Raw genomic sequence first — 14,033 nt, forward strand, 5'->3', positions numbered from 1 at the left:
TTCCAGATCCCCCTATTCTTGGGGTGTGCTGGAGGGTGGGCTTTGTAAACTCGGTTGGCATGTCTTCTGATGAACAGAAAGAACCCATCCTTCCGCTTCCGGTAGAACCTTTTGCCGGTCCTACCGCTGATACCCCTTTCCCGGAACCTCGCGTTGAAAACCCCACTGCTTCAGGGTTTGAGTCGGATCTCCGCCACGAAATCGCTCAGGCTAAGCGCGTCGTGGTAAAGATTGGTTCCTCTTCTCTCACGGATGAGAACTTCCGTGTCTCCCAGGAAAAGATTGATCACATCGTCGATGCCGTCCATGCGCGTATGGGCCGCTCCGATGTCATCATCGTCTCCTCCGGTGCGGTTGCCGCCGGTATGGGCCCGCTCGGCCTGCACCAGCGCCCCACCGATTTGGCTACCAAGCAGGCATCCGCGTCCGTCGGCCAGGTGCACTTGGCCTATGTGTGGGGCCAGTCCTTTGCGCGCTATAAGCGCACCATCGGCCAGGTCCTTCTGACCGCGTCCGATACCGGCCACCGCGACCGTGCCCGCAATGCGCAGCGCACCATCGACCGCCTGCGCCAGTTGCGCACCATCCCGATCGTGAACGAGAACGATGCGGTGGCGACGTCCGAGATGCACTTTGGCGATAACGACCGCCTCTCCGCGCTGGTGGCCAACCTGGTGGGCGCTGACGCGCTCTTCCTCTTCTCTGACGTGGATGGCCTTTACGATAAGAACCCGGCCGAGCCGGATGCCAAGTTCATCGATGAGGTGCGCACCGGCAAGGATCTGAAGGGCGTTGTGGCTGGCGATGGCGGCAAGGTCGGCACCGGCGGCATGGCCACCAAGGTCTCCGCGGCCCGCCTGGCTACCCGCGGCGGCATTCCAGTGCTGCTGACCTCCACGGATAATATTGGCCCCGCGCTTGCCGACGCCTCCGTGGGCACCGTCTTCCACACCCGCGAGGAACGCCAGCTGTCCGCCTGGAAGTTCTGGGCGCTCTACTGCGCCGATACCGGCGGAGCCGTCCGCCTCGACGAGGGCGCCAAGGAGGCCGTCACCAAGGGCGGCACCTCGCTGCTCGCTGTCGGCATTACTGACGTGCAGGGCGAGTTCAATAAGGGAGAAATCATCGACATCTTGGGCCCGAACGGTGAGGTCATCGGCCGCGGCGAGGTCCGCTTCGACTCCGAGGAGCTCCACGCCATCAAGGGCAAGAAGATGGAAGACCTGCCCGAGGAGCAGCGCCGTTCCGTCGTCCACGCGGACTACCTCTCCAACTTCGCCTCCCGCATCTAAACCCGAGTCCGAGATTCCCCGTATGGTTGGGGCATGAAGTATTTCATGGGACCGGAAACCTGGCAGCCGATGGTAGAAGACATCGAGGCTGCCGGGCACCAACGCGTGAGCAGCATCGAGGACGCCGAGGTCTATATCAATAATGCGCCCAACCCGCGCCGCATCCCGGAGATGCCGGCGAATATCGGCTGGGTGCAGCATTGTTATACCGGCGTCAATCAGCTCATCGATGCAGGGGTCATTACCCCAGACGGCGTGCCATGGTGCAACTCCGCCGGCGCCTTTGCCCAGCCAGTGGCCGAATCCGCACTCGGGCTGGCCCTTTCCCAGGCGCACCACCATAAGGCTTTCGCCCAAGCCGCTACCTGGTCGGTGGCCAAGGAGCTGGACGAGTCCCAGGCCTGGCTCTATGACCAGCAAGGGCCGAAGAGGGTAGCGATCTTTGGTGCTGGGGGCATCGGCAAGCAGCTCATTAAGCTCCTGCAACCCTTTGGCGTGCACATTACTGCGGTCAATCGCTCCGGCCGCGCGGTGGAAGGCGCCGATGAGGTCGTGCCCATGGATAAAGCCCAGCACGTGTGGGGCGAGGCGGATTTCATTTTCTGCATCCTGCCGGCCACCAAGGACACCGAGGGGCTTATCAATGCCGCCACCTTCCGCGCCATGAAACCCTCCGCCATCTTTATCAATGTCGGCCGCGGCAGCACCGTGGTCACTGATGACCTTGTGGAGGCCTTGCGCTGCGGCGACATCGCCGGCGCCGGCTTGGAGGTTATGGATCCCGAGCCGCTGCCCGATGGCCATCCGCTTTATGACCTGCCCAATTGCACCATGACCCCGCACATGGCCGCCTCTGCGCACGTGGCGCAGTACCACCTGGGCGCTATCTTCAACGCCAATGCCGCGGCGTGGGAGAGGGGAGAGGCCATGCCCACCCGCGTGGATGCGGAGGCTGGCTACTAATGAAGTACGCAATGCTGCCCACCCCGTGGGAGGAAACCCTGCAGGCCCTCGATGCTGCCGGCCACGAGCGTGCCCCGCTGGAGGAGGCCGAGGTGCTCATCTTCAACGGCGGTCCGGATGACTTCCCACAACCCCTGCCGCCGAGCGTGGGCTTGGTGCAGGTTCCTTTTGCCGGGGTAGACCATCTGCTCGAGGTCATGCGAAATACCTCCGCCCGCTGGTCCAACGCGGCAGGACTGTATGATGCCACCGTGGCCGAGTCCACCATTGCGCTCCTGCTCGCCCAATTGCATGCGCATAAGCGCGTGGGGACGAGCTGGGATAACCGCGATGAGGTCGAGGACCACACCAGCTTCCTTTTTGAGGATAAGACGGTGGCGGTGGTGGGTGCCGGGGGCATCGGCAAGCGGCTTATCCGCATGCTGGAGGGCTTTGGCCCACGCATCATAGCGGTCAATCGCTCCGGTAACCCGGTTGAAGGCGCCGATGAAACCTATGCCACTTCCGATATCGAGCGCGTGTGGCCGGCTGCCGATTATTTCGTTGCGCTGGCGCCGCTCACGGACCAGACCTACCAGCTTTTCGACGCCGCCGCTTTCCGCGCCATGCCTAACCACGCCGTGATTATTAACGTCGGCCGTGGGCCACTGGTGGATACCGAGGCCCTTGTTGACGCTCTCCGCTCCGGCCAGATCGCCGGCGCCGGCCTCGACGTCACCAATCCAGAACCGTTGCCTGATGGCCACCCGCTATGGGAGATGCCCAACGTGGTCATTACCCCGCACCTTGCCAATCCACCGTATTCGGTGCGCCACCGCATCGGTGCGCATGCAGCAAAGGTCATGGAGCGCTTTGCCGCCGGTGAGGCAATCCCCACGGAAGTAGATACTGAAGCCGGCTACTGATGGATAGCCCCGGTAACCGCGTTGACGATGGCTAGCTCAACCCCACCGCGGCTGAGGTCGCTGAAATGCGCGTGGCCTTTCGTTAGGCTGGTATGGCATGAGCAACACTGAACGCGAAGAAGTTCTGTCCAAAGCCCGTGCTGCCAAGGATGTTGCGCCCGTCGTGGCGCAGCTATCCACGCCGCGCAAGAATGAAATCTTGCAGCGCGCAGCCGAAAACCTCATTGCCCACACCGAGGATATCCTCGCCGCTAATAAGCAAGATATCGAAGCTGGCCGCGAGCGCGGCATGTCCGAGTCCCTTATTGACCGCCTGTCCCTCGACGCCGCTCGCGTGGAGGGCATCGCTGGCGGCCTGCGCCAGGTTGCCAGTCTGCAGGACCCAGTAGGGGAGATCCTGCAGGGCCGCACCATGGACAATGGCATCCAGATGAAGCAGGTGCGCGTCCCGCTCGGTGTGATGGGCATGGTCTATGAGGCCCGCCCGAACGTCACGGTGGACGCCTTTGGGTTGGCGATCAAGTCCGGCAACGTGCCGCTTTTACGCGGCTCTAAATCTGCCCGCAATTCCAATACCAAGCTGGTAAAAATCCTGCAGGATACCCTCGCCGAGTTTGACCTTCCGCGCGAGGGCGTGCAGCTTCTGCCGTGCGAGACCCACGATTCCGTCCAGGACCTCATCACCGCTCGCGGCCTAGTGGACCTTGTTATCCCGCGCGGCGGTGCGAAGCTCATTGAAGCCGTGGTCACCGGCGCTACCGTCCCGGCCATTGAGACCGGCACCGGCAACTGCCATTTCTACGTGGACGCCTCAGCTGACTTGGACAAGGCCATCGACATGGTCATCAACGGCAAGACCCGTCGCACCTCCGTATGCAACTCTACGGAGTGCGTGCTTATCGACGCCGCCTTGGACGACTCCGCCAAGCTGCGCATCATCACCGCACTGCAGGAGGTGGGCGTGACCATCCACGGCGACGTCGCCGAGCTCGAAGCCTTCGGCGTCAAGGATGCCGTGCAGGCCACCGATGAGGACTGGCGCGAGGAGTCGCTGTCCATGGATATCTGCGCCAAGGTGGTCGACGGCGTCGACGGTGCCATTGTCCACATCGCCGAGTTCACCACTGGCCACACCGAGGCCATCGCCGCGCAGGATGCCGACGTCCTAGTGAAGTTCGGCAACGAGGTAGATGCCGCCGCGGTCATGCTCAACGCCTCTACCGCTTTCACCGATGGCGAGGTCTACGGCATGGGCGCCGAAATCGGCATTTCCACCCAGAAGCTGCACGCCCGCGGCCCGATGGCGCTGCCGGAGCTCACCTCTTCTAAGTGGATCCTGCAGGGTACCGGACAGACCCGCCCCTAGTGGTGCGGCTATAATCACCACCCATGACTAGCCCACAGCGCATCGGCATCATGGGTGGCACCTTTGATCCCATCCACAACGGCCACTTGGTAGCGGCCAGTGAGGCCGCACACCGCTTTGCCCTCGATACCGTCATCTTTGTTCCCACCGGCCAGCCGTGGCAAAAGTCCCACCGCGACGTCACTGCGGCCGAGCACCGCTACTTGATGACGATGGTGGCCACGGCCTCCAATCCGAGATTTACCGTCTCGCGCGTAGACATTGACCGCGAGGGGCCCACCTATACAATCGATACGCTGCGCGACCTGCGTGAACTCTTCCCAGATGCGGAGTTTTATTTCATTACCGGTGCCGATTCGCTGGCCTCCATCATGAGCTGGCATAACTGGGAAGAGATGCTGGAGATGGCGCACTTTGTGGGCGTGACCCGCCCCGGCTATGAATTGAGCGCAGATATGCTACCTGCCGATGCGCAAGAGGCTATCGATCTTATCGATATCCCCGCCATGGCCATTTCCTCCACGGCGTGCCGCGAACGCGCCGGGCAGGGGCAACCCGTGTGGTACCTCGTTCCGGATGGGGTGGTGCAGTACATCACCAAGAACAATCTCTATGGGCCTAACCCAGATAAGCCCCTATAGAAACTTCCGCGGCCTTCCCCAGATTTTGGGCACGGGCCTGCTAAACGTGCAAGAATAGACTCTCAATAGAGATAGTTCATACCGAATATACTCAGACGCGAAAAGGGAATTTTTACACATTGTCTACTTCTGATCTTGCCCGCCGCATGGCAGAAACCGCGGCCCACGCCGCGCAAGAAAAGCTGGCCACCAATATCGCGGCCATTGATGTCTCCGATGTCCTCGCTATCACCGAGGTCTTCGTACTCGCTTCTGCAGACAACGAGCGCCAGGTTGGCTCCATCGTGGATGAAGTCGAAGACGAAATGACTAAGCAGGGCTTCGAGCCACAGCGCCGTGAGGGCAACCGCGAAAACCGCTGGGTGCTGCTGGATTATGGCAATATCGTTGTCCACGTTCAGCGCAATGACCAGCGCGAGTTCTATGGCCTGGACCGCCTGTACCACGATTGCCCGGCACTAGAGATTGAGGGCATCGAGGCCCCAGAGCGCCCCGGTGAATGGACCAATGGCGTCAACCCGCGCGAGGTCGATTCCATTGATGAGCTCCCGCTGGCCGATAAGGTCCCTGGTGAGGACGAGGAGCTTTAAACCCGCATGAGCCGTCGCCTGATCCTGATCCGCCACGGACAAACTGCCTATAACGCCACCGGCCGTATGCAGGGCCACCTGGACACTGAGCTGTCCGAGCTAGGCTATGAGCAGGCCCGCGCCGCCGCGCGCCTGCTGCAGGATCAGGGCGTGTCTAAAATCGTCGCCTCTGACCTCATCCGCGCGCGCGAAACCGCGCGCGTGGTCGCCGAGGCCCTCGGCATGGATTTCACCACGGATGCCCGCCTGCGCGAGACACACCTAGGACAGTGGCAGGGCAGAACCTCCGCCGAAGTAGATGCAGAGTTCCCAGGCGCGCGCGCCATCTGGCGCCACGATCCCACTTGGGCCCCGCCGGAGGGCGAATCCCGCGTGGATGTGGCCGAGCGTGCCCGGCCCGTCGTCGATGAGCTCATGGCAGACTTCGCCGGCTGGGATCAGGGCCCCGTCCTCATCGTGGCCCATGGGGGTGCCATCTCGGCGCTGACCTGCCACCTGCTGGGCCTTGACCACGCGCAGTACGGCATCCTCTCCGGACTGAAGAATACCCACTGGTCGCAGCTGACCGCCCGCCCGGACTTTAACCCGGAAACGCCGCTATCCTCCCTGGAGTTCACCCCAGATAATGTGGGCAGCGCCCAGTGGTATTTCGACGGCTGGAATATGGGCGGCGAGGTCACCGGGGACGGCGGGGCGGATATCTAGTGACGGTCCGCGTCATTACGGACTCCTCCGCGGGCCTGCCGCCGGAGCTGGCGGAGCAGCTATCCATCACCGTCATTGACCTGCACCTTATGGAAAGCCACGGCAAGGATGGCCTGGAGCGCTCCACCTCGGGGTTGAGCGCGCTGGAGTTGGCCGCCGCCTACGGCCGCGAAATGGAGCGTGCCCAGGATGATGGCGTGGTGGCCATTCACCTGTCCAAAGAGCTATCTTCCACCTATTCCGCCGCGGTATCCGCCTCCGGCGTCTTTCCGCACACGGTGCGGGTAATTGACTCCGGTTCGGCCGGTATGGCCATGGGCGCGGCCGCCATGTCCGCCGCCAAGCTCGCCTCCCGCGGCGCCAGCTTGGACGAGTGCTATGCCGCGGCCATCGATACCCTCAAGCGCGCGGCTACCTGGGTCTACCTGCATTCCACGGAGGACCTGCGCCGCTCTGGCCGCCTTTCCCCGGCCACGGCCGTGCTGTCTACGGCGCTGTTGGCCACCAAGCCGATTATGTCGATTACCCGGGGCAAGCTGGAGCTGGTGGGCAAGACCCGCACCCAGACCAAGGCTTTTACCAAGCTGGTGGACCTCATCGCCTCCCGCGCGGACGGCGAGCCGGCCTTCGTTGCCATCCAGCACAACCAAGCCGAAGACGCGGCTGCCAAGCTGGAGGCGCTCCTTGAAGCGGCGCTGCCGCAGGGTTCGTCCTTTATCTGCACTCCGCTTAACGACGTCCTCTCTGTCCACGCCGGCCCCTCCGCCATCGGCGTCTCCGCTGTGTTTAGCTCCGAGCCTCCCGCCGAACCAGCACATCCTCACACACGTGGTCGACCCCGCGCCTTCTCGCCGCGCCGTTCTGTGGATAACTAGGCCCACCGCGCCGGGTTCGTTGACGCCCACAACAAGTTATCCACAGCCCACCTCCGCTCGACCTTTCACTGGTGTGCGCCCGCGCTTAGCCTCAGCGCCATGGCGGCACCCAAGATCAGCGAACGACTCCGCGAATTTACCCAACCCACCGGCGAGGAAGAACTTCTTGCCGTCGATTACCCGCGCCCGCGGCTGCGCATCAGCCCCTGGCAGGCCTGTGCCGTGGCGGTCATTCTCGTTATCGGCGTGGTGGTCTGGCTCGGCATTAATGCGCGCTCCGATGACGCCTCCGGCATGCCCGAGCCTGCGGCAATGAGCCCAGGCGCGGCCCCCAGCGAAGAACCTAGCGAGATCATCGTCTCGGTCATCGGCGAAGTTGCAGAGCCCGGCCTGAAAACACTCGAGCCCGGCGCGCGTGTGGCCGATGCCCTCGATGCCGCCCAGCCGCTACCCGGCGCCGAGACCATGGCGCTCAACCATGCGCAGCGGCTTTCCGACGGCCAACAGCTCCACATCCTGCCCTCCGGCGCCGCCCCAGCTCCCGCACCCGGCGAACCCGCCCCCGCCGGCGACAACTCCAGCAGCCCTGGCGGCAGCGCTAGCGGCAGCGGCGTGAGCCTTAATAGCGCCACCGCCGAGGAGCTCACCGAACTCAAGGGCGTCGGCGAGGTGACCGCGCAGGCCATCGTGGCCTACCGCGAGGAGCACGGCGGTTTCAAGGACGTGGACGAGCTCCTCGAGGTCTCAGGCATCGGGCCGGCGAAGCTGGCACAGCTCAAAGATCAAATCCAGCTATAACCCGTACTCGAGCGTGCGATGCGAGAACTGCGGCTCGTCCCCGGCGCGGCCACCGCTTGGCTGTCCGTCATCGCCGTGCTGCTCGCCGGCCGCGGCTGGGCCATCGCACTCATCGCGGTCATCGTCGCGCTGTGCCTCCTTGCCCGTCAATGGGGCCAAGCGCTCTTTTGCGGTGCAGTCGCTGGGGGTGCGGCGCTCGTCGCCGCGGTGCGCCAGGCTCGTGCTGCCGCTTTCGACCTCGGCACAGAAGTCACCGGGCGCCTTGTCACTGCACCGACGCAGACCAGCACGGGCGGCTGGCTGCTCAAGCTCAAGGTTCCGGGATACCCGACCCAGCTGCCGGTCTTTAGCCCAGAACCAGTCCCAGCGGCCGCTGGCGCCGAGCTTACGGCCAGGGTGAGGGTAGGGGAGTCGGATAGGGCGGGTGTCGGAAAGCTCAGCGCCAATGCCGCCGACGTGCAGGTAACCGCTGAGCCCGAAGGCCTGGCCGGCTGGGCGGCCGAGGTGGCCGAGAATTTCCGCGCACTGGTACTCGATACCGTCGGTCCTTCCAGCCAGGGCCTTATCCCCGGCATGGTGCTCGGCGATACCGCGCTGCAAGATACCGCCGAGCGCGACCTGTATATCGCCACCGGGCTCTCACACTTGAGTGCTGTATCCGGCGCCAATGTGGCCATCGTCTGCTCCGCCGCGGCCGTGGTCTGCGCCGCCTTCGCGCTCGGGCCCCGCGCCCGCGTGGCCGCCTCCCTGTGCGCCCTTGCCACCTATGTTCTGCTTGTGGGCTTCGAACCTTCCGTTCAGCGCGCGGCCGTCGCTGGGGTAGTGGGGCTGCTCGCCGTGCTCAATTCCACGCGCATGGAGCCCATCCATGCGCTCAGCCTCGGCATCATCGCGCTGCTCTTTGTGGATTCCGACCTCGCCGTGCACTTCGGCTTCGCCCTATCCTGTGCGGCGACGCTCGGCATCGTGGCGCTGAGCCCGCTCATCTATAAGCACTTGGCCGTGACCGGCTGGCCCGCCATCTTCCTGCGCGCGGTTGCCGTGGCCATCGCCGCCGATATCGTCACCCTGCCGCTGGTGGCACTCATGTCCGGCGAGGTCTCCGTGGTCTCCGTGCTGGCCAATATCCTTGTCGAGCCCGCCACCGTGCCGATTACCATCGTGGGGCTTATCGCCGCCATCTTTGCCCAGCTCGGCCCGCTCGACGTGCTGGGCGCCGGCTTGCTGCGCCTCATTGAGCCCTTCTCGTGGTGGATTAATACCGTCGCCCACGGCGTGGCCCACCTGCCCGTGGTCACCATTCCTGCTAACCCGCTTTTTACGCTGCTTGCCTACGCCTGGATCATTGCCGGCCTCCTCTATCACCGCCCGTGGCTCACCTTGGCGCTGACGCTGGCGGGCATCGCCTGGCTCGGCCTGGCCGCAGGCTAGAATGGCGGGCATGCCTCCAGTACACCTCATCCTCGGCGACGATGAATTCCTCACCGAACGCGCCCGCCTGCACATCCAGCGCGCCGCGGCCGAGGAGAGCGGATCTTCCGGCACCCGGCCCGAGCTGACCAAGCTCAAGGCCTCCGAGGTCTCTGAGGGAGAGCTCCTCGAGGCCACCAGCCCGTCGCTCTTTGGCGATAACCGCGTAATCGTCATCAGCGACTGCGAGCGTGCCGGCAAAGAAGTAGTCGATATCCTCCTGCGCGCCTGTGCCAACCCCGCGCCGGGCATGACCATGGTCATCATCTACTCCGTGACGGCCAAGACGCTGAAGAAAAAGAAGAAGCAGCCCGAGCTCGTGGCCAAGCTGCGCAAGATTGCGGAGGTCCACGAGGTCTTTTCGCTCTACCCCAATGAGCTGGGCCAGTGGGCCACCCGCGAATTTTCCAGCCACGGCGTGCGACCCACCCCGGACGTTATCCACGCCGTGCTTGAGGGAGTGGGCTCTGACCTGCGCGAGCTGGCTTCGGCCATCTCCCAGCTGGTCTCCGATACCGGCGGCAATGTCACCCGCGAGGCGGTGCAAAACTACTACGTCGGCGTGGCCGAGGTGGCCAATTGGGACATTGCCGACGCCGCCGTCGCCGGCCGCGTCGAAGCCGCCGTATCCACCTGCCGCCGCGCCCTCCAGCTGGGCGCGAGCCCCGTGGCGATTGCCGCCGCGCTGGCCAATAAGGTCGGCGCTGTCGCCCGCCTCTACTCCGCGCGCGGGGACCAGTACTCGCTGGCGAGCCAAACTGGCCTGGCACCCTACGTGGTCAAAATGACCCAGCCCGTGGCCCGCCGCTGGTCCGCCGATAATGTCACCAAGGCCGTCATCCTCGTCTCCGAGCTCGATGCCGCCGTCAAAGGCCAAGGCGGTGAGCCCGAATTCGCCCTTGAGGCGGCCGTCAAACGCGTCGCGGAACTGGCGCGATAAGCTAGAAACCATGTCTGAAACGCAAGTGCAAGAATTCGCCGGTCGACTCTTTGACATGGCGCGCGAGGGCAACCTGGACCTCCTCGCCTATATCGACCACGGCGTGAATATCGACCTCGTCAACCACGAAGGCCAGTCCTTTATCATGCTCGCCGCCTATCACAGCCACGCCGAGCTGGTTACCGCACTTGCCCGCGCCGGCGCAGACGTCAACCTACTCAATGACCGCGGCCAGTCCCCGCTGGCCGGTGCCATCTTCAAGAAGGAAGACGCGGTTATCGACGCCCTCCTTGCCGCCCACGCCGACCCCACCGCCGGCCAGCCCTCCGCACTGGATTCGGCCCGCCTGTTTGGTCGCGAGGACCTTATCTCGCGCCTTGAAAGCGAGGCGGGGGAGTGACCTGGACATCCTTTTTCACCCTCTTGCTGATGAACCTGGTGGGCGTCGCCTCGCCGGGGCCGGACATCATTTTGGTGACCCGCTACGCCACCCGCTCGCGCCGCCACGCCATCGCCGCGGCCGCCGGCATCCAGATCGGCGTGCTCTTTTGGTGCGCCGCCACCGTCTTTGGCGCCGCCGCGCTGCTGACCGCCTTTCCAGAGATCCTCGGCGCGGTCCAAGCCATCGGCGGCTGCTTCTTAGTGTTTATGGGAACCCGCGCGCTGCGCAGCGGCATCGCCCAGCGCGCCAACCCGCCCGTGGATCTGGAAGACGCCGCCGCCCAGCTCGGCCGCCTGCGCACCGCCTTCAAGGTCGGCCTGGCCACGAATATGTCCAACCCGAAAATCGTGCTCTTCCTCGCCGCGATGATCGCCCCGCTGCTTCCGGCTAGCCCACCCATCTGGTTGGCCATTGCGCTGACACTTTCGCTCTCGCTGTCGGCCTTCCTCTTCTTCCTCGTCGTCGCCACGGTAATTTCCACCAATGCCGTGCGCCGCAAGCTCATCGCCGCCGGCCCGTGGATCGACATCGGCTCTGGCCTCTTCTTTATCATCGCCGGTATCGTCCTCATCATCTCCGGCGGGCAGAACCTGCTGGCTTAAAACAGGCGCGGCGTGCCCTCGGCCACCGTGTCCAGCACCCACTGGGTCCAGCGGGCGACGGTGGAGGCGCGCCGCCGGGACGTCGCCAAGCTCAGGCCCAGCCCCTCCATGGCCGCACAAATCTCTGCGGTGCTAGCCACCGCGCCGCGGGCCAGGCTGAGCTCTAGGACTTCGCGGAAAACCCGCCGCGCCGCCAGCGCTCGTATGAGCGCCGCATTCCGGGCGTCACGCTGCGGTTGCTCGATAACCCGCCGCCCGTGCTCCGTCGGCTCCCACGTGTCCTCTACCGGCTCCGCCAGGCCCAGGTAGCGCGCGGCATTGGCATAATAATCCGCCTGCCGCGGGTCGAAATCATAGCGCTGGGTAATCTCCGCCTTGCTGAGCGGCTGCAGCGCTATGAGCTCGAGCAAGTTGACCACCCGCTCGAAGCTATTAGCCTGCGGGAAGGGCACGGCCGGCTCGGGTTCGGGCTCTACCGCCCGCACAATATCGAGCGCCGCCTGCGCGTCCAGGTGCGAGGCGGACAGCGCGTAGCGGGCGCTATCAACCAGCGCAATGCTGCGAAAATCCGCCGGGTCCCGAAACTCATAGCGGTATAGGTGGAAAATACCATTGGAATACACCAGGTAAACCGGCACCACATCCTTGGCCAGGCGCTGCTGGAACCGGCGATACGGAAAATATAGCTGCCGGATATTGAAATCATCCGAAAGGTGGTTCTTCGCCTCCACCAGCACCAGGTGCTCGAGCGATTCAAAGCCGCCGTCGATCTCCATCTGCGCGCGGTCCACCGCCACATCCACGCCCAAGTCCGGCAGCCGCACCTTAAGCCCGCGCGTGGACATGCGCCCGGCCACCGTCGCCTGCAATGGCCCGCACCCCAGGAAGTCCTCTAGCATCCCGCTTGCCGACGCCCCATTTAACGCCACCGCCTCCGAGCTCACCCCCTCCAACGAGAGGGTGTCGAGCCCCGCCGGCAGCTCCAGCGTGCGTACCTCGCCGCGCTGCGTTTCTGGAAACCGTTCGTAGAGGTTGAATCGCCCTACCAGGTATTCGCTGCGGCTGACCGGTACGATTCCCAGCTGGAGACGCTGAAAGATCCACGGCCGCGACGTAGAAAAATCATGCTTGGCCATCAGCCGCGGCTGCCGGCCCGAGAGCCGTTCTAGCTCCCGCGCGCCGATATAGAAATACCCGCGCCGCTCCAGCTCCGCGTCGTATCCCGCCGCCAGGATGCGCAGCCATCCCCAGTCATTGACGCCGAGTTTCTCCGACTCCGGCACACCAAAGCGCGCCCGCAGCTCCTGCGCTTCCGGCCCGCTAGTCACCGCGGACCTCGTAGTTGCGCACCAGGACCTCGTCAACCTTGCCCCGCTTCGAGCCAACGGAGTTAATCGCCCGCGTTGCCCCCACGATGCCTACTTCATAGTCCGCATAGAGCTCGCGGATGAACTCGGTGGCCGAATTAGACAACAGGAACTTCACCCCGCGCCTATCCAAGTCATCGCAGACCTCTTTGAGACGCTCTTGTTCCGCACGGTCAAAGCCGCCCTTCTGGTAGCCGGTAAACGAGCTCGTCACATTCACCGGGTCATAGGGCGGGTCGAAGTACACAAAGTCCCCCTCGCGCGCCTGTGCTACCGCCGCGGCGAAATCACCCTGCGAGAAGACCACATCATTATCCGCAAAATAGCGGTGCACCGCGCGCAGCGTGTCTTCATCGCAGATGGTGGGATTCTTATAACGCCCAAACGGGGCATTAAATTGACCGGCCGCGTTCACGCGGTACAGGCCGTTATAGCAGGTGCGATTGAGATACAACGTTCGTGCCGCGCGCTCGACGGGGGAGAGGGCGGCAAACTTGTGGGCATCCCGGTCCACTGCGCGCAGCGCATAGAAAAACTCCGCCTCATTGGGGTAGCCCGCGAGCTCCTCAATGAGCTCATCGACGCCGCCGCGCACCACCTCATAGAGGTTGATGAGCTCACTATTGAGGTCGTTGACCCGTGCGCTGGCCGGTTCGAGAGAGAAAAGCACCGCGCCGCCACCGATGAAGGGTTCATAAAAACGCCGCGGGGTCTCCGCCGGCAGGGCGGCGTGGATATGCGGCAAGAGCTGGCGCTTCCCGCCCGCCCATTTCACCAGTGGCTTAACGTTTTTCATCGTTGACTCATCTTAGCCGTCCCACCGGACACGAGCACCATCGGGTTTTCGAACGTGCGAGCGGGTAAATCGGATGCGTGGCCGCGCGGCGGCGCCATCTTGGTTGTCCAACGTCACAGTTTCGCCTAATGGTGCCATGACGGGCGAAAATGCGCAGCCGTGTCGGCGGGGAATTCCCCTGGTGTGCATGGCAGTTTCTCTGACCGAATATAAGGTAATAAAATCGCCTCAAAATCCCTTAGCTTGTAGGCAAAATAGAATTTCCTCACAATTTCTTAGGG

The 14,033-nt window shown here is 63.9% G+C and carries 15 protein-coding genes; 13 read left to right on the forward strand and 2 right to left on the reverse strand.

Features of this window, described 5'->3' with window-relative positions; translation table 11 throughout:
• Positions 1-59 precede the first annotated feature (59 nt).
• The 13 genes from proB to I6J28_RS05180 all read left to right on the forward strand — a co-directional run bounded on the left by proB (position 60) and on the right by I6J28_RS05180 (position 11,589).
• Positions 60-1,292 carry a glutamate 5-kinase gene (gene proB / locus I6J28_RS05120; RefSeq protein WP_204611179.1) on the forward strand — a complete coding sequence of 411 codons (1,233 nt, stop codon included), beginning with the start codon at positions 60-62 and terminating at the stop codon, positions 1,290-1,292.
• A 33-nt stretch (positions 1,293-1,325) separates the two neighbouring features.
• The gene (locus tag I6J28_RS05125; protein ID WP_204611180.1) at positions 1,326-2,255 is read left to right on the forward strand and encodes a D-isomer specific 2-hydroxyacid dehydrogenase family protein; all 930 of its coding nucleotides are present in this window, start codon (positions 1,326-1,328) and stop codon (positions 2,253-2,255) included.
• Positions 2,255-3,160 carry a D-isomer specific 2-hydroxyacid dehydrogenase family protein gene (locus tag I6J28_RS05130; RefSeq protein WP_204611181.1) on the forward strand — a complete coding sequence of 302 codons (906 nt, stop codon included), beginning with the start codon at positions 2,255-2,257 and terminating at the stop codon, positions 3,158-3,160. The genes I6J28_RS05125 and I6J28_RS05130 overlap by 1 nt, the downstream gene beginning before the upstream one ends.
• Positions 3,161-3,257: 97 nt before the next feature.
• Positions 3,258-4,526 (forward strand): glutamate-5-semialdehyde dehydrogenase, encoded by a 1,269-nt coding sequence (locus I6J28_RS05135; RefSeq protein WP_204611182.1) that lies wholly within the window; start codon positions 3,258-3,260, stop codon positions 4,524-4,526.
• Positions 4,527-4,549: 23 nt separating this feature from the next.
• Entirely contained in the window at positions 4,550-5,167 is a 618-nt protein-coding gene (nadD, locus tag I6J28_RS05140) for a nicotinate-nucleotide adenylyltransferase (protein WP_204611183.1), read from the forward strand.
• A gap of 146 nt (positions 5,168-5,313) precedes the next feature.
• Complete coding sequence (gene rsfS / locus I6J28_RS05145; protein ID WP_179387589.1) at positions 5,314-5,757, forward strand: ribosome silencing factor; 444 nt, start codon at positions 5,314-5,316, stop codon at positions 5,755-5,757.
• Between the two features lie 6 nt (positions 5,758-5,763).
• Positions 5,764-6,462 (forward strand): histidine phosphatase family protein, encoded by a 699-nt coding sequence (locus I6J28_RS05150; RefSeq protein ID WP_204611184.1) that lies wholly within the window; start codon positions 5,764-5,766, stop codon positions 6,460-6,462.
• Positions 6,462-7,337 carry a DegV family protein gene (locus I6J28_RS05155; protein ID WP_204611185.1) on the forward strand — a complete coding sequence of 292 codons (876 nt, stop codon included), beginning with the start codon at positions 6,462-6,464 and terminating at the stop codon, positions 7,335-7,337. The genes I6J28_RS05150 and I6J28_RS05155 overlap by 1 nt, the downstream gene beginning before the upstream one ends.
• Before the next feature lie 99 nt (positions 7,338-7,436).
• Positions 7,437-8,135: a ComEA family DNA-binding protein gene (locus I6J28_RS05160; protein ID WP_204611187.1), complete on the forward strand. Its 699-nt coding sequence runs from the start codon at positions 7,437-7,439 to the stop codon at positions 8,133-8,135.
• A gap of 18 nt (positions 8,136-8,153) precedes the next feature.
• The gene (locus tag I6J28_RS05165) at positions 8,154-9,566 is read left to right on the forward strand and encodes a ComEC/Rec2 family competence protein (protein WP_204611189.1); all 1,413 of its coding nucleotides are present in this window, start codon (positions 8,154-8,156) and stop codon (positions 9,564-9,566) included.
• A gap of 1 nt (position 9,567) precedes the next feature.
• Positions 9,568-10,545 (forward strand): DNA polymerase III subunit delta, encoded by a 978-nt coding sequence (holA, locus tag I6J28_RS05170; RefSeq protein ID WP_204611191.1) that lies wholly within the window; start codon positions 9,568-9,570, stop codon positions 10,543-10,545.
• A gap of 10 nt (positions 10,546-10,555) precedes the next feature.
• A complete protein-coding gene (locus I6J28_RS05175) occupies positions 10,556-10,945 on the forward strand; it encodes an ankyrin repeat domain-containing protein (RefSeq protein ID WP_204611192.1) in 390 nt (129 codons plus the stop codon).
• Positions 10,942-11,589 (forward strand): LysE family translocator, encoded by a 648-nt coding sequence (locus I6J28_RS05180; RefSeq protein WP_204611193.1) that lies wholly within the window; start codon positions 10,942-10,944, stop codon positions 11,587-11,589. The genes I6J28_RS05175 and I6J28_RS05180 overlap by 4 nt, the downstream gene beginning before the upstream one ends.
• On the opposite strand, the gene I6J28_RS05185 is transcribed toward I6J28_RS05180, so the two are convergent.
• Complete coding sequence (locus tag I6J28_RS05185; RefSeq protein WP_204611194.1) at positions 11,586-12,917, reverse strand: type II restriction enzyme; 1,332 nt, start codon at positions 12,915-12,917, stop codon at positions 11,586-11,588. The two genes, I6J28_RS05180 and I6J28_RS05185, sit on opposite strands and share 4 nt — an antisense overlap.
• Positions 12,910-13,752, reverse strand: coding sequence for a DNA adenine methylase (locus I6J28_RS05190; protein ID WP_204611195.1), 843 nt, complete (start codon positions 13,750-13,752; stop codon positions 12,910-12,912). Before I6J28_RS05190 ends, I6J28_RS05185 begins: the two co-directional genes overlap by 8 nt.
• Positions 13,753-14,033 lie beyond the last annotated feature (281 nt).

This window comes from Corynebacterium tuberculostearicum (assembly GCF_016894265.1).
GTDB lineage: Bacteria > Actinomycetota > Actinomycetes > Mycobacteriales > Mycobacteriaceae > Corynebacterium > Corynebacterium tuberculostearicum_D.

Coding starts and splice junctions, on each gene's coding strand:
- proB (WP_204611179.1), top strand. CDS start 60: ATGTCTTCTGATGAACAGAAAGAACCCATCCTTCCGCTTCCGGTAGAA.
- I6J28_RS05125 (WP_204611180.1), top strand. CDS start 1,326: ATGAAGTATTTCATGGGACCGGAAACCTGGCAGCCGATGGTAGAAGAC.
- I6J28_RS05130 (WP_204611181.1), top strand. CDS start 2,255: ATGAAGTACGCAATGCTGCCCACCCCGTGGGAGGAAACCCTGCAGGCC.
- I6J28_RS05135 (WP_204611182.1), top strand. CDS start 3,258: ATGAGCAACACTGAACGCGAAGAAGTTCTGTCCAAAGCCCGTGCTGCC.
- nadD (WP_204611183.1), top strand. CDS start 4,550: ATGACTAGCCCACAGCGCATCGGCATCATGGGTGGCACCTTTGATCCC.
- rsfS (WP_179387589.1), top strand. CDS start 5,314: ATGGCAGAAACCGCGGCCCACGCCGCGCAAGAAAAGCTGGCCACCAAT.
- I6J28_RS05150 (WP_204611184.1), top strand. CDS start 5,764: ATGAGCCGTCGCCTGATCCTGATCCGCCACGGACAAACTGCCTATAAC.
- I6J28_RS05160 (WP_204611187.1), top strand. CDS start 7,437: ATGGCGGCACCCAAGATCAGCGAACGACTCCGCGAATTTACCCAACCC.
- I6J28_RS05165 (WP_204611189.1), top strand. CDS start 8,154: ATGCGAGAACTGCGGCTCGTCCCCGGCGCGGCCACCGCTTGGCTGTCC.
- holA (WP_204611191.1), top strand. CDS start 9,568: ATGGCGGGCATGCCTCCAGTACACCTCATCCTCGGCGACGATGAATTC.
- I6J28_RS05175 (WP_204611192.1), top strand. CDS start 10,556: ATGTCTGAAACGCAAGTGCAAGAATTCGCCGGTCGACTCTTTGACATG.
- I6J28_RS05190 (WP_204611195.1), bottom strand. CDS start 13,752: ATGAAAAACGTTAAGCCACTGGTGAAATGGGCGGGCGGGAAGCGCCAG.